An 18,708-nucleotide genomic window follows, 5' to 3' on the forward strand; every position below is an offset into this window, starting at 1 on the left:
TCCTGGGGCACCACTGGATGACACGGCGAACGCGGCACGCTCTCCCGCCTCCGATTGCGAGATGACGACCCGCCGACGTGGGCCGCTCCCTCCTGCATCTTCTTTGTCGCTTGGAGGCTGTTACCCAGTTCGCCGAGCAGCTCGCGAACAGTCACCAGACGTGGCGCCACAGTGGCCCTCCTGCAATGCTGTGGTCAGGAGGTCGTTCCATGTTCCTGGCGGTCATGACGTCCGCGCTCACGAGCGCATGGTTGCTCACGGCAGCGCCCATGGCCATCACCGGGTCTGTCACCGTGGAGCCCCTCGGCTTCACCGTCCAGGCGGACGGCGAGCAGGTGACGGTGACGCGAGTCGAGCGCGGGAGCGTCGCCGCCCGTGCGGGGCTCGAGCCCGGGATGCGAATCGAGCGCATCACCGCGCCTGAGCGGAGCTTCGCGAGCGGGCCCATCACGTCGCTCTCCCTGGTCGACCTGCACGATGCGCTCATTCCCACGTGGGATGAGCCGCTCCAACTGCAGGTCTGGGCGGACAAGAGGTTCCTGCGCGTGGAACTCGCGCGGACCGACCCGCGCCCGGCCGAGGAGTTCCCCGTCATTCCCCTCCCGAAAGAACAGGTCGCGAGGCTGACGCCGCGCCAGCAGGCGCAGTACCACATGCGCCTCTTGATGAACGCGAGGCCTCCCCCACCCAAGCCCGAGCTGACGCTGGCGCAGGAGACCACGGCCTACGTGGTCGCGGGCGCACTGAAGGCCATGACGGGCGGAGGCTTCACGCCGGCCCGGGTCTACGCCCGCGCCACGCTGACCGCGACCTGTCCGGGTCCCCTGGAGAAGGTGGTGCTCGGCGGTGCCGCGCGCGGCCTTCCCCAGACGCTGTTGCCTTCCGACTCCGCCCGCGGTGGCTCGAAGTTCACCGTGGACCTGCCGCTCTGGGCGCCTGCCGCGGTGCGGCGGGCATGTGCAAGCACGTCGCCTCCACTGAAAATCCAACTGCGCGGAGCGCTGCACTGCAAGGGCGCCCCCGCCGAGACGCGGGACTTCACCGCCACGCTGGCCGTGGTCTGCAATCAGCCGACGCCCTACATGGCGAAGGACCCGCGCAACCAGCTCGCGTTGGCGGGCCAGTCCAGGAGCGAGGACGACACGTGGCCCATCAAGCAATTCGAGGTCGGCGAGAACGGAAGCCTCGAGCTCGGGGCTCGCCCGTCCGAGGTCATTCCCCTGCCGTCCAAGGTGGCCCTGGTCGAACTCGACGCGAAGGGGGGCGTCGCCCGGAGGCTCCAGAAGGCGAAGGTGCAGGAGACGGAGCGCGAGCAACGATTTCAAGTCGCCATCGACACGAAGGCGCCGCGCACCGTGCGGCTGGCGCTGGAGCTGGGCTTCCCCGACGGGAGCACCCTGCGGAGCCATCCGGTGGACGTGAAGATTGTCACGAAGGAGGAGGTGGCCGAGCAGGACCGGGAGGCGAGTGAGTCCTACGCGAAGTGGAAGGCCTTCGAACGCAAGTTCTTCGACGCCTTCCGCGACCCCTGCGCCAACCTTCCCGCTACGGTGACGTGGCTCCAGGCCCAACCCGAAATCAAGTGGGCCACCTCCGACAAGCACGGCGATTCGTTTTCGTACGAGGTGAAGGGCGCGCTCGCACCCCTCTTGTTCTCGTGTCACAGGCACTGAACTCCAGTCGTCACCGACAGTGCTGAATCGCGCTTGTTGGGGACCCTTGGCGGCGGCTTCGATTCCCGCCGCCTCTAATTTCACCGCTCTGGAGTCTCCATGCGGATGGCCAGCGCGCGACAGCCCGCGCCAGTCTCCTGTCCATCGGGCGGAGCCCACGCTCCGACCGAGTGGTAGAGTCGGCCCTCTCGCCTCTCCAGGTAGAGAATCAGGTTGAGCGGCCAGCCGCTGCCCTGGAAGAGGTGGCGGTCCATGGGCGTGGGCTCCTGGCTGACGCGCAGGCCGCGCTCGTGGGGCGGGCCGATGCGGTGCCAGTCCGGGTGCAGGTGGATGGAGCCGAGCACCTCCAGTCCCTGGGCCTCGGCCTCGGTGGTGATCCGCAGCAGCTCCCGCGGCTCGCACCAGAAGCCACGACGCCCGTTGGCGTAGCAGGCGCCGAAGCGGGGGATGATGGTGGCGTCGAACTCCTGGAGCACGCGCTCATCTGTCTCGCGGATGTTGGTGGCGAAGCGAACACGCTCCACGCGCATGGCGTCGCCTACGACGCGCCCCAGCAGCACGGCCCAGCTCCGGGGCGGAAGCTCCGGGGTGCAGGTGGTGTACTCGCGGATGGCGTCCACCAGGAAGTCCGACAGCACCGCCGAGTCCAGCAGGACGGCCTCCGTCCTCATTCCTCCAGCTCCGCCGTGGGCGCGCGGAGGCGGCCCGCCGCCCGGTCCTCACGAAGCTGGGTGGCGAGGTGGCGGGCCATGCGCTCCTCGTAGGCGGCGGTGGACTCGGGCGTCCAGGCGTAGAAGCCCTGGCCCGTCTTCTGCCCCAGCTCGCCGCGCTCCACCTTCTGCGCGAGCACGGGCGGCACGGGGCGGCCGGCGCCGTGGAGGAGGGCCGTCATGAAGTCCAGCCCCACCAGGTCCAGCCGGTCGAAGACACCCGAGGCGCCCAGGCGCCGTCCGACGCCCTGGGTGAGCACGCGGTCCACCATCTCCGGCGTGGCCACGCCCTCTTGCACCAGCCGGATGGCCTCGCCGATGAGGGCCTGCTGCAGGCGCGGGCCCACCGAGCCCGGCACGTCCCGGGAGAACACCACGGGCGACTTGCCCAGCTCCTCGAGGAATCGCCGCACCGTCTCCACCGCGTCGGGGGACGTCTTCTCGCCGGGGATGACGTCCACCAGCGGGATGAGGTGCGCGGGCAGGTAGTAGTGGGCAGAGAGGACGCGCTCGGGCCGCGTGCAGTCCCGGGCGATGGCCGTCACGCTCAGCGCGGTGGTGTTGGTGGCGAGCAGGGTGTCGGGGGCAGCGAGCCGGTCCAGCTCGCGGAAGAGCTGCTGCTTGAGGGCGAGGTCCTCCGGGATGGACTCGATGACCAGGTCCTGCTCCACGGCGGCCTCGGCGAGCACCGTGGTGCGGCGGATGCGTCCAAGCGCGGCGGGCGCCTGCTGTGGAGCGAGCAGGCCCGTCTCCACCAGCAGCGCCGCGTCTCGCTCCAGCTTCGCGCGCGCCCGCTCGCTGCTGTCAGCGCGCGTGTTGTAGAGCACCACCTGCCTGCCGGCGATGGCGAGCTCGAGCGCGATACCGCACCCCATGGCGCCCCCGCCCACCACGCCAATCCTCTTCAGCCGCTGATGTGTCATGGGGTGCACCTTGCCAGCCCGCACGACAGAGACAACCTCTTGATGTGTTGCTGTAATTGTTCATGGCGCGTGTGTGATTGATGCACCGGGCCATGCCGAAGGGTGCGGAATGACGAGCGCGCCGAGGACCGCCTCATTAGGTTGCTCGTCCCATGAACATCGGAATCATCGGCGCGGGCAACATTGGCGCGACCCTGGCGCGGCACCTGAAGGCCCTGGGGCATGACATTTCACTGGCGAACTCACGCGGCGTCGAGGGCGTCACGGCCATCGCGGCGAGCGTGGGCGCAACGCCCGTCACCGTTCGTGACGCGGCGCACGCGGGCCCCATCGTCATCGTCACCATTCCCCAGAAGGCCATCACGGACTTGCCACCCGGCCTGTTCGACGACGTGCCCGCGGACGTCGTGGTGGTCGACACGGGCAACTACTACCCGGAGTTCCGCGACGGCCATATCGGCGCCATCGATGCGGGGCAGACCGACAGCGAGTGGGTCTCCGCGCAGCTGAGGCGTCCGGTCGTGAAGGCCTTCAACAATATCCAGGCTGGCAGCCTGGACACGAAGGGCCTGCCCCGTGGGGCACCGGGGCGCATCGCGCTCCCGGTTTCGGGCGATGACCCGCGGGCGCGACAGCAGATACTTCAGCTCGTCGACGCACTGGGCTTCGATGCCATCGACGCGGGCCCCTTGTCGGAGTCCTGGCGGCAGCAGCCGGGCACGGCGGTGTACTGCGCCGACCTCGACGCCGAGAAGCTCCCCAAGGCCCTGGCCGCTGCCGACGCGACGAAGGTCGCCGAGGTCCGTCGGCAGAACGACCTGCGCGTCAAGGCCATGTTCAGCCGCTGAGGCACCCGCGTTCAACGCGAACAGTGGACGGGCGCGGAGGCCACGCGTCGCCCCTGGGCGTGAGGCGGCTCAGGCGCGCGTCACGGCACGAGCTGTTCGACCGAAGGCGCGTGAGAGATGCGGATGGCTGGGATGTCCAAGACATCATCCTGCTTCACGCGGGTCCCCACGGTGACCTGGTAGGGCGGTTCATCCAGTACGGGGGCACGCCCGTAGACGACGAAGTACTTGTCGTTGGCATAGGCCACGTTGCCGGACACGAGCTGCCGCGCCGCCGCGCCCCGGGAGATGGTGAAGCCGCGGCGGTCGCGCACGTCCCCGTTCAGCTTCACCCGGGCGCCACGGACGCGGCCGGTGTCGGCCGTCAGCGCGCTCCAGGTGACGAGCACCTGGTGGCCCTCGGAGGCGACCTTGGGCGAGATGTCGTTCGTGCCCGAGGTGGCGATGGGGATGCCGCTGGGGTCCAGGACGTGCGCGGTCCCGTCCTTCACGCGGGCGCCGTAGATGTCGGCAGTGCCATGGCGTGCGTCGCTCCAGGCGACGAAGAAGCCCTGCTTCGTCGCCGTCACCGCCGAGAAGTTCTGATTGCCCGGCGCAGCGGAGATGACGAAGCCGTCCGGGTCGAGCACCGCGCCCGTGCGCCAGATTCTCGCGGCGAAGATGTCCTGGCCGCCGAAGCGAAGGTCCGTCCAGGTCGCCAGGTACCGGTCATGGGACCAGGCCACCGCGACGCCATAGGAGTTGATGGCGGACGGCTGGTTGGAGATGAAGACCTCCTGGACGTCGAAGCCCGGCTTCGCCGTGTTCAGGGTGATGCCGCGGACCGCGCCACTGGCGGTTCCGCCAAAGCCAATCCACGCCACCAGGCACTTGCGGTCGTGGCAGGCGATGCCCGGGGAACCCGCGGGCTGGTGGTCGGTGGGGGTGAAAAGCGTGACCGGCGGGCCGTCCAACGTCCCGTTCCGGTTGACGCGCGTCAGGAAGATGGAGCGGTCTCCGGTCCAGACGACGAGGAACTGCCGACCATCAAACGCGGTCGCATGGTAGTAGGCGTCAGGCCGTAGCCCGGGGTTGAGGGGGATGGCATCCGGGTCCAACAACCGGCCCTTCTTCGAGACGCGCGCGGCGTAGAAGCGGCCGGGGCGGCTGTCGGACCAGGCCACGAAGAACTGGTTTCCGTCCTCGGCCACCTGGGCATCCGTCGAGAAGCTCGGGGTCGTCCAGTTCGGGTAGGGCCCCTGGCTCCCCGGACCGTGAAGCCCGGCCTCGACGCCCTCTTTCGAAGGGGAGCTCCCTTCGAACAGCTCCGCTTCACCGCCACACGCCAGGGTGAGTAGCCCCCCGAGGAGCAAAGCGCTCCAACCACGAGTCTGCTTTGACAGCCCACGCATGAATTGCCCCCTTGCAACCTCAGTCCGGCAGCAGGGTCCACGGCAGGGGCGGGTGGTCGCAACGCGGTATTCATGCCGAAGCGGGCGAATGGACAGACGCCGGGCGACTCCACGCGGGCTTCGTCGCGCCTTGAACGAACACCTGCGCCCGTGGCCTACGGCGAGGTGGGGCCGCCGGGGTGTCGCTCAAGTCGGCAGCTTGTCTCCCACGAGCCCACGGACCGCACGGAGCTTGTCGGGGTTGCGAGTGACATAGATTGAGACAACCTGGCCACCTTCGATTCCCAGGGCCGTCGTCTGGAGCGTGCCGTCCTTCTCCAGGGTGACGAAGGCGGGCAGCCCGTCAATGAAGCCCTCGTGCACCAACTGCGAGTAATTCACATCCAGGCGGCGCAGCAAGCCCTCGAAGAGGCGCAGCGTCTTCTCCTGGCCATGGATGGGGTTGAGCGCGGCCTTCACCTTGCCGCCGCCGTCGGAGTACACGACGACGTCCTGGGCAAGCAGCGCCTGGAGCGCGCCAAGGTCCCCGCTCCGGGACGCGGCGTAGAAGGCCGAGGCCAGCTCACGGCCCTGGGCCTCCGACACGGGGAAGCGGGGCCGGGCCTCGCGCACGTGGGCCCTCGCGCGGCTGGCGAGCTGGCGGCAGGCGGCCGGGTCGCGGTCGATGGCCTTCGCCACCTCGTCGAAGTCCATGCCGAACACGTCGTGCAGGAGGAAGGCGGCGCGCTCCAACGGGGACAGCCGCTCCAGCGCCATCATCAGGGTCAGCGTCAAGTCATCACCCTCCACCGCATCGACGATGGGCTCCGGAAGCCAGGTGCCCACGTACTCCTCGCGGCGCACGCGGGCGGACTTCAAGACATCCAGACACAACCGCGTCACCGTGCGGACAAGCACGGCCTCGGCGTCGCGCACGGCGGCGCGGTCGGTCTGGTGCCAGCGCAAGTACGCCTCCTGCACCACGTCTTCGGCCTCCGCGACGATGCCCAGCATCCGGTAGGCGATGCGGAGCAAGCGGGGGCGCAGCGGGTCGAAGGCGTCAGCGGGGTTCACGTCAGGCGGCCTCGGTGCGGGGAGCGGTGACGGGGTGAATGGAGCGGAACCCCACGGAGATGCGGTTCCAGGTGTTGATCATCCCGATGAGCAGGGTGAGGTGCACGATCTCCTGCTCCGAGAAGTGCGGCGTGAGGGCAGCGTAGTCCTCATCGGGCGCGTGCGTCTGGGAGACGTGCGTCAGGGCCTCCGTCCAGGCCAGGGCCGCTCGCTCGCGCTCGGTGTAGAGCGGCGACTCGCGCCAGCCGTCCAGCAGGTAGATGCGCTCCTCGGTCTCCCCGTGCGCGCGGGCGTCCCGGGTGTGCATATGGATGCAGAACGCGCAGCCGTTGATCTGCGATGCGCGGATCTTCACCAGCTCCAGGATGCTCTTCTCCAGGCCCAGCTCCAGCAGCTTCTGGCCGTACTCGAGGGTCAGCTTCATCGCATCGGGGGCGACGGCGAACGCGTTCATCCGGGGCTTCATGGATAGCTCCTGTGTGTCGTGCAGGGCGCAAGTGCCTGCCTTCCACCCCAGGACGACGCAGCCGGGGCCGCGTGTGACATGGCCCTTTCCGGCCGATTTTTCGCCCCACCGCTCCCCGCGATGCGAAAGCTCACGCCGGCTGGAGGAAGCGTCCGTCCACCAGGTGGTCGATGACCTCTCGCGCGGAATGCGGGTCCAGCCGGGCCTTCGCGCCGAGCTTCGACACCGCGCTGGAGACGCTCGTGGGGTGCTCGAAGGCGGCCAGCGCGGCCAGGAGGATGGCGCCGTCTTCGCCCTGGGTGAGCGTGGGGTCGGAGAACCGCTTCGGGCTGACAGAAGGGGCGCAGCTCATCGTGATGCCATCCACGGAGCGCAAGACGGTCACCGCCTCACCCGCGAGCTTCGGAGGGGCGCGGTGGCTGCCCAGCCACTCCCCCAGGGTGAAGCGCTGGGTCCAGGGCGCGGTGTTGCGCAGCCGCGTCCTGCCCTGGAGGGCGACGCGCTTGCGCGTGTCGCGGTGCTTCCATGCCAGCGCGTCCACCCGGTCGGAGGTGTGCTGGACCGCCGCCTCCAGGCCCGCGTCGAGGAAGCGAATCATCGGCACGGACACGTCACCGGGCTCGCGGCGCTCGAAGTAGTCGAGGAACTCCGCGAACGTCTTCGCCTCCGTCACCATGTCGAAGCGCGCGGGGTGCTGCGTCACCAGCGCTCCGGGCTGTGCTTCGAGCCGCTGGTAGCCCACCACGCAGTCCAGGTCGATAATGCGCTCCACGAGTCGCAGCTCCTCCGCCAGCGTGGCCTTGCTCGCGAAGGGCAGGCCCCCGATGCCGGAGATTTCAATGTCCAGGTTGGGGTACTTGCGGCAGGCGTCAATGACTTCCAGCAGCTCGCGGTCCTTCGCGCAGGGCTTGAGCAGCCCCCGGCCCATCTGCTCCAGCCGCTGCTGTTCGGAGAAGCAGCCGATGTCGATGACCATGTAGACGCGCTGGAACGTCGCGGCCAGCGCCGCCATCAGCTCCACCCGGGGCACGCCCCACAGGAAGTACGTGCAGCAGTGGCGGGAGAGGTCCACGCCCGCCCAGGTGCTGCTCAGGAACCCGGCGGTGCTGCCCGCGAAGTCGTAGCGCATCTGCCACGTCCGGCTGGCGATCTCCTGGTGGTCGCGGCGCACGTTCTCCTCGGCGCGCAGGAAGGGCTTCGCGCGCCCGAAGTCCGCCTTCTGGTTGCCGCGCGCCCCGCCGCAATACAGGCAGTTCTCACCGCACCCCTTGCCGGGCGCGACCCAGCCGGAGAACGAGTGCTGGTCCATCTGGCTGAGGAAGAGGTCGTTGAAGTGCGAGTAGTAGATGTCGTCCGTGTTCGTGGCGCGCTGCACGTACTCCAGCGGCAGCCGGCGCGGCCGGCCGTCCGGGCTCCTCGACACGACGTTGACCGGCGCCTCCTCGCCGTTGCACAGCGCCAGCAGGGGCACCTCGCCGTCGCCCAGCACGATGTGGTCGATGCTGTCGTAGCCGCTCAGCTCCTTCCACCAGTACGACGCGGAGTTGCCTCCCACGACGATGCGAATGGAGGGGTCGATCCGCCGCACCGTCCTGGCGATGAGCAGCGCGCGGTCCACGTGGTGGAACCACTTGAGGCTGATGCCCACGAGCTTCGGGCGCACGCGGCGCAGGAGGCTCTCGAAGGTGCGTGTCACTTCGGCCTCGGTCTCATCCCCGTCGTACAGCCGCACGAAGGCCTCGATGCCGCCGCGGCGCAGGTAGCCCGCAAGGTACAGGATGCCGCACGTGGCCTCCCCCGTGCCGGCACCGACGAGGAGGACTGGAGAGAGGACACGACCACCCATGCGACGCACACCGGCCTTTCAAGGGACGGCGCGCAGCGTAGGCGAAACAGGCCAGGCTCGGGCGGAATGGTGACGCTCGGCCGCCTGGCCGTTTCCAAGGCCCGGGCGGAAGCCCACCTGGCGTGCACCTTCAGCCCCCCGAGGACCGGAGTCGCTCGGGGAGCGTGAGGCGCGCCGTGGCCGGCGGTAACTTCAGCGCGGCGTCACCTTGAGCAGCTTGCCGTTGGTGGCGTCGGTGAGCAGGTAGAGGGCTCCGTCGGGGCCCTGCACCACCTCGCGGATGCGCGCGCCCTGGTCCTTGAGGAGGTGCTCCTCGCCCACCACGCGGTCATTCCGCATCATGAGCCGCACCAGCGCCTGGCTGGACAGGCCGCCGATGAAGACGTTGTTGCGCCACTCGGGGAACAGGTTCCCGGTGTAGATGGTCATCCCGGAGGGAGAAATGACCGGGTCCCAGTAGTACACGGGCTGCTCCATGCCAGGGGCCCGGGGGCTCTCGTGGATGGGCGCGCCGGAGTACTCCTCGCCATACCCGATGGTGGGCCAGCCGTAGTCCTTGCCCGCCTCGGGGCGGTTGAGCTCGTCACCCCCGCGCGGCCCCATCTCCACCGTCCACAGCCGGTGCTGGCTGTCGAGCGCCGCGGACAGGATGTTGCGGTGGCCCACCGACCAGATCTCCGGCTTCGCCTCCGGGTCGTTCACGTAGGGGTTGTCCTGGGGCACGGAGCCGTCGGGGTTGATGCGGACCACCTTGCCGAAGTGGCTCTTCACGTCCTGCGCCTGCACCCGGCCCGCGAGGATGGAGCGCTCCCCGAGCGTGACGAACAGCTTGCCGTCGGGGGTGAACACCAGCCGTCCCCCCGAGTGCAGCGTCGACTCGAGCGTGGGCATCATGCGGAAGATGACCTGGACGTCCTCCACGCGGGGCTGCTCGCCGTCCACGAGCTTCGCGCGCGCCACCGCCAGCCCGTTGCCGCCTTGGCGGGGCTCGGCATAGGTCCAGTAGATGAGCTGGCTCTGCGCGTAGTCGGGACCGACCTCCACGTCGAGCAGGCCCCCCTGGCCACGGCCATCCACGGCGGGCAGCCCCGCGACGGCGGGGGACTTCGCGCCCTGCGGCGTCACGATGTAGAGCGAGCCGGTGGGCTTCTCCGTCACCAGCATGCGCTCGTCAGGCAGGAAGGCGATGGCCCAGGGGTTCCTGAAGCCCGAGGCAATCTCGGTGACCTGGAGGGGCGTCTGCGTCTGGATGGCGGGGACGCGTGTCTGCCCGGGGAAGGCCGGATCGAACTCGGGCACGTTGGGCGGGCCCTGCGGGACCGGGGGCCCGGTGGGAAGCGGCTCCTCCGGCGGAACACCCGCGTCGTCCGGCGGAATACCCGCGTCATCTGGCGGGAGGCCCGAGTCCTGCTGCGGGACGCCCGAGTCCTCGGGCGTTGGCGTGGGGTTTGGGGTCTGGCTGCAGCCAGAGAGGAGGGCGGCGACGATGAGGGGCAGCGGCAGGGTGCGCATGCGACTCTCTCCTGAGGGGGATAGAAGGGGAGCGAACATCGCGTGCCTGGAGTCGAGTGGAAAGTCCGCGCTTCAACCGGCGGCCGCTCCGTGCCGGACATCGGACAGAGGCTCGCGACTCGGGTGGAGCGCGGCACGCCAGCGTCAATCGCTGTGCAGCGAGGCACCAATTGTATGGAAGGGCCGTAGTGCAATGCCTGGCGCGCAACGGCTCACCCCGAGTTTCGAGGCCCCCAAAGACTATGGCGAGGTGGCCCGACCCGGAAGGACGGCGCGGAGCCGCGCATCGCGCATCGCGCATCGCGCATCGCGCAGCCACAGCCCCAGCCAGAGCAGCATCGCGATGTAGACGGGGAAGAGCATGTGGGAGAAGAGCGGGTTGCCGACCCGGACGTGGGTCGCGACCGCGCCTCCGAGATAGCCCGTCCACAGGATGGCGCCCAGCACGGAGACGCGCGGGATGAGGTACACGGCCAGGCACACCCGCCTCGCAGGGGGCGCTCGAAACGACGAAGCCCCCGGTCCTTGTCGGGACCAGGGGCTTCGGAAGCGTCACGGGTGTGCGACGGGGCGCTACACGGTGGGCATGAAGACCTTGAAGCCGGTGCGGCCGTTGTTGGTCGTGTTGCTCTCGATGAAGTCGCTGGCGGACGAGCGGCCGTCGCCGGTGGTGATGGCCGTGTGGCCGTAGATGCTGCCCAGTCGGGTGGAGGTGCTCTCCCAGGTGAGGACGAGGCCCGGAATCTTCAGCGCCTCCTCCAGCGACATGTTGACCTGCTTGAACTTGTCGCGGGGCAGGTTGTTGTCAATCTGGTTGCCGTTGCCCCAGACCTTGACGCCGAAGGCGTTCTGGATGGCCCGGCTCACGCCCGTGGCGCACAGGCCCTGGCTGTTGTAGCCGCCCATGCCCAGCGCGGCCGAGCGCCCCGCCTCCGCGAGCCGGCGCATCGCAGGGGTCGCGTTGCTGGGACCGGCGCCCGTCGGACCGCTCACGCCACCCGACTGGCCCCCGCTGCCACGGACGCCCGGACGGCCCCCGCCCGCGTCGAAGCTGTCACGGCCGGAGTGCCCGATACGCAGCGTATTCCCCGCGTAGATGAGGTCAGGGTTCTTGATGTTGTTGTCACGGGCCAGCTTCGACACGGTGGTGCCGAAACGGGCAGCCAGGCCAGAGAGGGTGTCACCAGGGCGGATGCGGTAGTTGGACATAGGAACCTCCTGCTCCCATTGTCAGGAGGTCCCCGGCAGAGTTGCGGCGCCCTTCCAAGATTCTGGGAATGGTTTCAGAGTTGTGACATTCCGCCCAGGGTGGAATGCCTCGGGCCTGCTTCCGGGCGCCCCGCCGTCCAGTCCGGGCCGGGGTCAACCTGGCTCGGTGATGGCCCTGTTGCAGGGCGGCAGGCGCCACGGAGTCAGCTGCCGTCTGGACGCCGCGAGAATCCCTGTTGCCATGTACCAACCCAGAACAGGACCGGCCCCTGCTCCCATGACGGGGACCGGGAAGTTCCCGAGCATTGGCACGCAGAGTGTCGCGGCGATGTAGACGAAGAGACTGGTCGCGAGGGGGGCGCCAAGGCCATCGCTCGTCTTCCCGAGGCCGGTGCCTGTCGCGGCGGGCAGCAGGAGCAGGGCGAGCGCGGCCACTGCCACGATGCCGAGCACCGGCGACAGACTGGCGGCCAGTTGGAGGATGCGCTCGACGTGGGGGACCGCGGCGAGTGGGTCCGGCTGGAGCCATGCACCGAAGCCGATGAGGAGAACGCCGGTGCAACTGACGGCACGCTGGAGCCAGTGCGTTGAGTGGGCACGGGCGAGCAGGGTGCTCGCAGCCAGCGCGAAGGCGGTCCCCTGGCCCGCGTCGGGTTGCGCGGCATGGACGGCCGATAACCCCACGGCAAGGACGGCGGCGGCGGCGAAGCGCCGGTGCAGCGCTTCACTCATCCCGAGGAGCACCCACGGCACCGCCACTGCGGAAGCGTGGAGGCGTATCGGCCCCAGCTCAATCCACCGATGAACTCCGTCGAGTCCCGGAAAGAGCAGCGTCGAGGCGGTGAGCAGCACCGCGATGACCGCGAGGGGACCGGAGACTCGCGGGAGTGTCTCGATAGACAGGCGCCCTATCCTGGCCGCCACGCCAGCACCGAGGGCCGCCGCCGTCGCATTGATGGCGAATGCGGCGATGGGAGCGCCACTTCGCCATGCGACGAAGGCGCCCAGGAGCATGGCGGGAAGTGGCAGGAGCAGGAGCCAGGACGGCGCGGTCTTCCGCGCCTCGGTGGGAGTCATGCGAGGCGTATAATACGAGCGTCAGTGCCGCGACATGCTCTCACCTCGCGGCGTCTGGAGCCGACCTCGTTAGTAGGTGCCCCAGCGTGAAGGCAGGGGGCCGCTCCACTGCGTCCGAGTCCCGGGCGTCGTCAGCGGCGAGTCCCCGGCGATGCGCATCACGTTCGCGTCCGCGTTCATGTTGGACCAGTCCACCGCGATGTTGCGGCAGTACCGGTCCCGGGCGAACCCTGTCTGGAGGTCATGCACACAAGGCGTCGGGTCCCAGACGCGGTCTGCTTGCAGGCGCTGGACCGCGGCGACGATGGTGGACGGCATCTCCCCGGAGGCCCGGACGAAGGGCACGCCGTCAATGGGCGTGCCATCCGACGCGAAGAGCTCGAAGACCTTGCCGGAGTAGCTCAGCGAGCCCGGCACGCTGAAGTCCCATGCCCCGGCGGTGAAGGGGGCGGCCTGACCACAGGAGGCCGGGTTCCCAGGGGCATCCGTGCAGGCGCCGCGAAGGTGGAGAACCAGCACGGCGCCTGTCTCCACCGTGTAGCCCTGGGGGAAGGTGAAGGTGAAGTCGGAGTTGGTGAGCTCCTTGAGGGAGATGCCCGTCAGCGAACCGCCGGTGACGGCCACCAGCTCGATGAGCTCCTGCTGGACGTACGGGTTGATCTCCGTGATGCGCAGCGAGGCCTCTGGCGCGGAGCTCCCTGCATCCGTGCCCGAGTCCGGCGCGCCGGCATCACCCGAGCCCGCGTCCACGCCTCCATCGTCCGAGTCCGTCGAACCCGCGTCCACGCCGGAGTCTTCCGCGGAGGCCTGAACGCAAGTCTCCTCCACGCAGACGATGTCCGGTCCCCGGGACATGCAGTCGCGGTTCTCCGTGCATTCGGACGAGGAACAGGCGGAGAGGAGTGGGAGCAGGGCGACGGCCAGGACTCGTGAGAGTCGGTGCGGATGGAGCATGGTGGAGATTCCTGGAGGCAAGAGGGGCAGAGCGGTGAGGGGAAAAAAGCCCATCCCCCGTTCAGGAGGCAAGGCGCGCACGACGGTCCGTCAGTCCGGCGGCCTGGTACCGCTACGCCGAGGAGCCCGTGGCTTCGCATCTCTGCACCTTCACCACGCTCGCAGTCATGGCACCGCTTGCCGTTGGAGCGACAGCCCTGTCGTAGTCGTCCAGGCTCCCGGAATACGCGTCGAATCCGCCACCACGCTTGCCGCGGGAGGGACCTTTCGATGACCATGAATGCACCTCGGAGGAACTTCCACGTGGAGCCACGGCACAGGCCGGCACAGGCCATGGTCTCTCTCCCCTCGGAGGTGCTGGAGCAGCTGCGCGAGGACCTGGCCCGTGCGGTGGCCCGGGTGTGTCCGCCCCACATGGCCGACCGCCGCGATGACCTGGTGCAGACGGCGATGATGCGGGTGATGGAGCTGCAACGGCGCGAGCCCGACCGCGGCCGGTTGACCTCCGCCTACTTGTACCGCGTCGCCTACACCGCGCTGGTGGACGAGTTGCGCAACGTGTCACGCCGCCGTGAGGTCCAACTGGAAGTGGTGGAGTCGCTGCCCGAGCCGCCGGTGGCATCCGGCGACCCGGAGAAGGCCGCGGGAGGCTCCCAGATTGCCCAGGCCGTGCGCGACTGTCTGCGCAAGCTGGTCCAGGACCGCCGGCTGGCGGTGACGCTGTACCTGCAGGGCCACAGCGTGCCGGAGTCCGCGCGGCTGTTGGGCTGGGACGACAAGCGCACCGAGAACCTCATCTACCGGGGCCTGGCCGCGCTGCGCCTGTGCCTCTCCGCGAAGGGATTCGAGCCGTGAGCGAGCGAGGACGCGACGAGACGAAGCCTGACGCCGCCGCCGTCGAACGCCTGCGCGCCGCCGTGCGCGCCGAGGACCCGGTGGAGCGCGCGGAGGCGCCGGTGGATGCGGACCTCGTCTGGCGCGCGGTGAGCGGCGAGCTGCCCGCCGAAGAGCGCCGCGCGGTCGTCGAGCGCGTGGCGGCGGACCCGGCCTGGGCGGCGGCCTGGCGGCTCGCGAACGAACTGACGCGCTCCGCCGCGGAGGCCGTGCCTCCCGTGGCGCCCCGGGTGGACCGTCCGCGCACCCGGCGCGGCGATGGTGAAGCGCGGCACAAGCGCCGGTTCCGCTTCGCATGGAGCCAGCCCCTCTGGGGTGTGGCGGCGACCGCGGCCCTGGCCCTCATCGTGGTGGGCGTGGTGATGCGGGAAGAACCGGAGCCGCCGCGTCTGCGTGGCGGCGACACGGCGGCGGTCGTCTCCCAGGTGCCAGAGGCGGTGCCTCTCCAGCGCGACGCGTGTGTGCTGCGCTGGAGCGGCGGTCCCGAGGGAACCCGCTGGTCGGTGCGGCTGTCCACGGAGGACCTGAGCTGGGTTCACCGCGTGGACTCGCTGGAGGCGCGTGAGTACCGGGTGCCTTCCGAAGTGCTGGCGCCGGTGAAGCCGGGAACGACGTTGCTGTGGCAGGTGGAAGCGCGGTTGCCGGACGGGCAGGTGCTTCGCGGCGCCACGTTCGTCAACCGGTTGGAGTGAAACGGGCGGTCCGAAGCCATGGAGGGCCTCATGAAAGCGGAGCTGGGCATGAAGACACGACAGTGGATGCGCGCGGGACTGGTGGCGCTCCTGATGGGAGTGGCCGGCGGGGCAGGGCAGGCCTGGAGTCAGTCGGCTCCCGTCACCCGCGCGGTGAAGACGGATGCCAGCCACGGCGAGGCGGGAGACCAGGTGGTGGCCTCGGTGACGGAGGCGGGCGTCCGCACCGGCGCGAGCCAGTTCGTGACGCTCCAGCTCGTCGGCCCCGCGGGTGACGTCGTCGCGCAGACCAAGGGCGTGGTGGACCCGGATGCGCCCCTGCGCCTGAGCTACGTGGCGCGCACCGCGGCCCCGCTGTTCGCGCGCGCCATCGCGACGGTGAGCGGGGAGACCCTCTCCGTGGCGGTGGTGACGGTGGAGCGCTGGTCCGTCATGGAGCCGGACTCCTGGACCTGGCCCCAGAACTGCTACTTCGAGCTGGCGATGCCCAGGCCACCGCCTCCTCCCCCTGGGCCCGTGACGCTCAAGTGCGAGCCCGTCGCCCCGCCGCCTATCCGCTGACGTGTCGCTCCGGACGCACCGGTCCGAAAGAAGCAACAGCAGGCTCCTCACCTTCCTGATGGGGACCCTTCTCTCGGTGTGTCCGGGCCTGGCCTTCTCCGCGGCGCCAGGCCCTCCCCAGCCTCCCGCGCTCGAGTCGTGCCGGGAGCGCTTCGCCGCGCGGCCAGAGGGCCGGGAAGCGGCGATGTGCTTCTACCAATGTGCCCAGGTCGCTTCCGCTCGTGACGCGGTCGTGCGCGAGCTGACGGCCCTGATGGCGCGTCACCCCGACCACGGCTGGCTGCCCCTGGTGCTCGGGCATGTCGGGATGCTGTCCAGCAGCAAGGCGGCGGAAGGTCCCTATCGCCGCGCGGCGCAGACGTTCCGCCGGCTCCAGGATGCGGAGGGCGAGGTGCTGGCGGCCATCAACCTGCGCGCCATCCTCCTGGCACAAGGGCGCACCCAGGAGGCCTGGGATTGGACGCGGCGCGTGGTGGAGGTGGCGAGCGCCTCCGGCCGGCCAGAGCTCCACGCCCGCGCGCTCATCGTCGAGGCCAGCCAGCTCTACGAGGTGTCGCTCGACCTGGGCCGGGCCTTCCGTGTGCTCAAGCGCGCCGAGCCGCTCGTCTTCCCGGACGGCGCGGAAGGGCTGAAGAAGCAGTACCTGTCCGTCATGAGCACGGTGAGCGAGCGGCTGGGCCAACTGGAGGAAGCCTCGGACGTCAATGCCCGGTTGGTGGAGTTGACCCGGAGCACGGGCGACCTCTTCCTGGAAGCGCATGCGCGCTTCACGCTCGCCAACGTCGCGCTGCGGCGGCTCGAGCGTGACCACGTGCCGGAGGACCGGACGCGAGCGTTGGCGTTGGCGCGGCAGGCCCTGGCCGCCGCGGAGCGGGCGGGGAGCCCAACGCTGGTGGCCCGGGCGGTGCGTCTCACGGCGGACCTGTTGGGAGACACCCCCGAGGAGCGCCGTGAGGCGGACGCGCTCCTGGAGCGCTGCATGGCGCTCGCGGAGTCGCTGGATTCGAACGAGCGGCGGCTGGCGTGTCTCTGGACGCGCGCGGAGCGGCGGGCAGACGTAGACCCGGCCGGCGCCATTCAGGACTCGGAGGCGTCGCTGCGACTGGCCTCCGAAGGAGACGACCCGCTGTTCCTCGCGCTGGCCCTTCGAGGCCGCGGCACGGTGGCGTACCGGACACAACCCTTGCCCCAGGCACTGGCGCATGCCGAGCGCGCCCTGGACGCGCTGGAGTCCCTGCGCCAGACGCAGAGCGATGCCTCCAGCCAGGCGGAGCTGTTCGCGACGTGGGCCCGTGACTACCACCGGCTCGCGGGCTGGATGTTGGAGGCCGGCGGCGCGACGGGCAAGCCCGCCACGCTTCCCTTCGGGGAGGCCGTGTCGCGGGCCTTCGCCGTGAGTGAGCGGCTCCGGGCCAGGACGCTGCTCGATGCCCTGGTCGCCTTTCGAGCACTCGCGGACTCCGGGGACACGCCCGAGCGCCGGGCGCAGCGGAGCGAGGTGCAGTCGCGGCTGGTGGCGGTCCAACGCCAGCTCTTGGACCCGTCGCTTGCGAACGCTGGACGCGAGGCGGCCCTGAAGGAACTCCAGGAGTTGGAGCGCCGCGAGCGGGACCTGCGCCCAGCGCCTCGCCACGGCGCGCGGGAGTTCGCCTCACTGGCGTCCGTGGAGCAGGGGCTGGGGGAGGACGAGGCGCTGCTGGCCTTCCTCGTGGGGGACGACGAGGACCTCAGTGGGACGTCGGCGGGGGGGGCGTGGCTGTTCGTGGTGACACGGGGGGGAACCCACGTCCATCGCATCCCCGAGCGCACGCGGCTCGCGGCGGCGGCCACGCTGTTCTCCGGGCTCGTCGAGCGCAGGGATGACTCGGAGCTCGGCGCGGCGGTGGCGCTTCACGCGCAGCTGCTCGGCCCGGCGCTCGCGGGGCTGCCACCCACGGTGCGGCGGCTGCTGTTGGTTCCGGATGGGCCGCTGCATGACCTTCCCTTCGCCGCGCTGCGGGAGCGTCGGGACGGGCCGCCGCTGGTCGCTCGCTACGAGCTGGCCCTGGTGCCCTCGGCGAGCTTGTGGCGGCACTGGCACGGGGAGAGCCCGTTCAGGCCGGTCGGTGAGGCGCTGGTGCTGGCGGACCCCGAGTTGGGACAGGGGGCGTCGCGGCCAGCGGCGCGCGCTCGGACGGGAATCTTCGATGAGGCCGCGCGGCTCGGCGCGCTGCCCGAGGCCCGTCGCGAAGGGCTGGGGGTGGCGAAGGAGCTGCGAGACACCCACGTCGTCCCCCGGCTGCTGGTGGGCTCGGACGCCTCGGAGCGCGCGCTCAAGCGCGCGGACCTGTCGCGGGTCCGGGTGCTGCACCTGGCGGCGCACGCCGTGGTGGACGCCGAAGCCCCGGAGCGCTCCGCGTTGGTGCTCACCCCGGGCGCGGAGGAAGAGGACGGCATCCTTCAGCCGCGCGAAATCACCCAGCTGCGGCTCGACGGCGCGCTGGTGGTGCTGTCCGCGTGCCGCAGCGCCTCCGGAGCGGTGCTGCCGGGTGAGGGCGTGCTGAGCCTCGCGCGGGCCTTCTTCGAGGCGGGTTCGAGCGCGGTGGTGGCCAGCTTGTGGCCTTTGCGCGACGATGAAGCGGCGGACCTGGTGGAACACTTCTACCGGCACCTGGCCACGGGGTTGAGTGTCTCCGCGGCGCTGCGGGCCGCGCAGCTCGAGGCCATCGACGAGGGGCTGCCACCGGCGGCCTGGGCAGGGCTGGTGGTGCTCGGCGACGCCGCGCTGGTGGCCGCGATGCCTCGCGAGGAGGGTGCGCCGATGGCCGGACTGGCCGCAGCGCTTGTCATTGCCGCGGCGCTGCTCGTGCTCCTGGCGTTGCGGCGCTGGGGGCGTTCAGGCACCGCGCGTTGCACGTGA

The 18,708-nt window shown here is 70.2% G+C and carries 16 protein-coding genes and 1 pseudogene; 6 read left to right on the forward strand and 11 right to left on the reverse strand.

Going from position 1 to position 18,708, the window contains the following annotated elements; genetic code table 11:
- Positions 1 to 209 precede the first annotated feature (209 nt).
- Positions 210 to 1,673: a PDZ domain-containing protein gene (locus KGD87_RS00105; protein ID WP_284665555.1), complete on the forward strand. Its 1,464-nt coding sequence runs from the start codon at positions 210 to 212 to the stop codon at positions 1,671 to 1,673.
- Positions 1,674 to 1,753: 80 nt separating this feature from the next.
- On the opposite strand, the gene KGD87_RS00110 is transcribed toward KGD87_RS00105, so the two are convergent.
- Complete coding sequence (locus KGD87_RS00110; RefSeq protein WP_284665556.1) at positions 1,754 to 2,344, reverse strand: MPN domain-containing protein; 591 nt, start codon at positions 2,342 to 2,344, stop codon at positions 1,754 to 1,756.
- Positions 2,341 to 3,306 carry a 3-hydroxyacyl-CoA dehydrogenase family protein gene (locus KGD87_RS00115; protein WP_284665557.1) on the reverse strand — a complete coding sequence of 322 codons (966 nt, stop codon included), beginning with the start codon at positions 3,304 to 3,306 and terminating at the stop codon, positions 2,341 to 2,343. Before KGD87_RS00115 ends, KGD87_RS00110 begins: the two co-directional genes overlap by 4 nt.
- A 152-nt stretch (positions 3,307 to 3,458) precedes the next feature.
- On the opposite strand from KGD87_RS00115, the gene KGD87_RS00120 reads away from it, so the two are divergent.
- The gene (locus KGD87_RS00120; protein WP_284665558.1) at positions 3,459 to 4,154 is read left to right on the forward strand and encodes an NADPH-dependent F420 reductase; all 696 of its coding nucleotides are present in this window, start codon (positions 3,459 to 3,461) and stop codon (positions 4,152 to 4,154) included.
- 80 nt (positions 4,155 to 4,234) lie between these two features.
- Here the strand turns inward: KGD87_RS00120 and KGD87_RS00125 are convergent, their stop codons facing one another.
- The 9 genes and pseudogenes from KGD87_RS00125 to KGD87_RS00165 all read right to left on the reverse strand — a co-directional run bounded on the left by KGD87_RS00125 (position 4,235) and on the right by KGD87_RS00165 (position 13,662).
- Complete coding sequence (locus KGD87_RS00125) at positions 4,235 to 5,545, reverse strand: hypothetical protein (protein WP_284665559.1); 1,311 nt, start codon at positions 5,543 to 5,545, stop codon at positions 4,235 to 4,237.
- 186 nt (positions 5,546 to 5,731) lie between these two features.
- The gene (locus KGD87_RS00130; RefSeq protein WP_284665560.1) at positions 5,732 to 6,598 is read right to left on the reverse strand and encodes a sigma-70 family RNA polymerase sigma factor; all 867 of its coding nucleotides are present in this window, start codon (positions 6,596 to 6,598) and stop codon (positions 5,732 to 5,734) included.
- 1 nt (position 6,599) lies between these two features.
- Positions 6,600 to 7,064 (reverse strand): carboxymuconolactone decarboxylase family protein, encoded by a 465-nt coding sequence (locus KGD87_RS00135; protein ID WP_284665561.1) that lies wholly within the window; start codon positions 7,062 to 7,064, stop codon positions 6,600 to 6,602.
- Between the two features lie 130 nt (positions 7,065 to 7,194).
- A complete protein-coding gene (locus KGD87_RS00140) occupies positions 7,195 to 8,910 on the reverse strand; it encodes a B12-binding domain-containing radical SAM protein (RefSeq protein ID WP_284665562.1) in 1,716 nt (571 codons plus the stop codon).
- Between the two features lie 192 nt (positions 8,911 to 9,102).
- A complete protein-coding gene (locus KGD87_RS00145; protein WP_284665563.1) occupies positions 9,103 to 10,422 on the reverse strand; it encodes a PQQ-dependent sugar dehydrogenase in 1,320 nt (439 codons plus the stop codon).
- 240 nt (positions 10,423 to 10,662) lie between these two features.
- Positions 10,663 to 10,902 (reverse strand): annotated as a pseudogene (locus KGD87_RS00150) (DoxX family protein); the annotation flags it as partial.
- 93 nt (positions 10,903 to 10,995) lie between these two features.
- A complete protein-coding gene (locus tag KGD87_RS00155) occupies positions 10,996 to 11,631 on the reverse strand; it encodes a LysM peptidoglycan-binding domain-containing protein (protein ID WP_284665564.1) in 636 nt (211 codons plus the stop codon).
- A gap of 153 nt (positions 11,632 to 11,784) precedes the next feature.
- A complete protein-coding gene (locus KGD87_RS00160; RefSeq protein WP_284665565.1) occupies positions 11,785 to 12,645 on the reverse strand; it encodes a hypothetical protein in 861 nt (286 codons plus the stop codon).
- Between the two features lie 132 nt (positions 12,646 to 12,777).
- Positions 12,778 to 13,662, reverse strand: a complete 885-nt coding sequence (locus KGD87_RS00165; protein WP_502887990.1) for a lipoprotein TP_1001-related protein — start codon at positions 13,660 to 13,662, stop codon at positions 12,778 to 12,780.
- A gap of 333 nt (positions 13,663 to 13,995) precedes the next feature.
- Here KGD87_RS00165 and KGD87_RS00170 point away from each other — a divergent pair, with 333 nt between their 5' ends.
- The 4 genes from KGD87_RS00170 to KGD87_RS00185 are packed head-to-tail and all read left to right on the forward strand — an operon-like array spanning position 13,996 to position 18,708.
- Positions 13,996 to 14,517, forward strand: a complete 522-nt coding sequence (locus tag KGD87_RS00170) for an RNA polymerase sigma factor (protein WP_284665567.1) — start codon at positions 13,996 to 13,998, stop codon at positions 14,515 to 14,517.
- Positions 14,514 to 15,248 (forward strand): hypothetical protein, encoded by a 735-nt coding sequence (locus KGD87_RS00175; protein WP_284665568.1) that lies wholly within the window; start codon positions 14,514 to 14,516, stop codon positions 15,246 to 15,248. The genes KGD87_RS00170 and KGD87_RS00175 overlap by 4 nt, the downstream gene beginning before the upstream one ends.
- Before the next feature lie 30 nt (positions 15,249 to 15,278).
- Positions 15,279 to 15,809 (forward strand): hypothetical protein, encoded by a 531-nt coding sequence (locus KGD87_RS00180; RefSeq protein ID WP_284665569.1) that lies wholly within the window; start codon positions 15,279 to 15,281, stop codon positions 15,807 to 15,809.
- A gap of 58 nt (positions 15,810 to 15,867) precedes the next feature.
- Positions 15,868 to 18,708, forward strand: a complete 2,841-nt coding sequence (locus KGD87_RS00185; protein ID WP_284665570.1) for a CHAT domain-containing protein — start codon at positions 15,868 to 15,870, stop codon at positions 18,706 to 18,708.

It is taken from the genome of Myxococcus sp. SDU36 (assembly GCF_030168875.1).
GTDB classification, from domain to species: domain Bacteria; phylum Myxococcota; class Myxococcia; order Myxococcales; family Myxococcaceae; genus Myxococcus; species Myxococcus vastator.

What these genes read in the sequence shown, in the direction of transcription:
- KGD87_RS00135 (WP_284665561.1), bottom strand. Translation starts at nt 7,064, where the DNA reads ATGAAGCCCCGGATGAACGCGTTCGCCGTCGCCCCCGATGCGATGAAG.
- KGD87_RS00140 (WP_284665562.1), bottom strand. Translation starts at nt 8,910, where the DNA reads ATGGGTGGTCGTGTCCTCTCTCCAGTCCTCCTCGTCGGTGCCGGCACG.
- KGD87_RS00185 (WP_284665570.1), top strand. Translation starts at nt 15,868, where the DNA reads ATGGGGACCCTTCTCTCGGTGTGTCCGGGCCTGGCCTTCTCCGCGGCG.
- KGD87_RS00110 (WP_284665556.1), bottom strand. Translation starts at nt 2,344, where the DNA reads ATGAGGACGGAGGCCGTCCTGCTGGACTCGGCGGTGCTGTCGGACTTC.
- KGD87_RS00165 (WP_502887990.1), bottom strand. Translation starts at nt 13,662, where the DNA reads ATGCTCCATCCGCACCGACTCTCACGAGTCCTGGCCGTCGCCCTGCTC.
- KGD87_RS00115 (WP_284665557.1), bottom strand. Translation starts at nt 3,306, where the DNA reads ATGACACATCAGCGGCTGAAGAGGATTGGCGTGGTGGGCGGGGGCGCC.
- KGD87_RS00125 (WP_284665559.1), bottom strand. Translation starts at nt 5,545, where the DNA reads ATGCGTGGGCTGTCAAAGCAGACTCGTGGTTGGAGCGCTTTGCTCCTC.
- KGD87_RS00170 (WP_284665567.1), top strand. Translation starts at nt 13,996, where the DNA reads ATGGTCTCTCTCCCCTCGGAGGTGCTGGAGCAGCTGCGCGAGGACCTG.
- KGD87_RS00180 (WP_284665569.1), top strand. Translation starts at nt 15,279, where the DNA reads ATGAAAGCGGAGCTGGGCATGAAGACACGACAGTGGATGCGCGCGGGA.
- KGD87_RS00105 (WP_284665555.1), top strand. Translation starts at nt 210, where the DNA reads ATGTTCCTGGCGGTCATGACGTCCGCGCTCACGAGCGCATGGTTGCTC.
- KGD87_RS00155 (WP_284665564.1), bottom strand. Translation starts at nt 11,631, where the DNA reads ATGTCCAACTACCGCATCCGCCCTGGTGACACCCTCTCTGGCCTGGCT.
- KGD87_RS00145 (WP_284665563.1), bottom strand. Translation starts at nt 10,422, where the DNA reads ATGCGCACCCTGCCGCTGCCCCTCATCGTCGCCGCCCTCCTCTCTGGC.
- KGD87_RS00120 (WP_284665558.1), top strand. Translation starts at nt 3,459, where the DNA reads ATGAACATCGGAATCATCGGCGCGGGCAACATTGGCGCGACCCTGGCG.
- KGD87_RS00160 (WP_284665565.1), bottom strand. Translation starts at nt 12,645, where the DNA reads ATGCTCCTGGGCGCCTTCGTCGCATGGCGAAGTGGCGCTCCCATCGCC.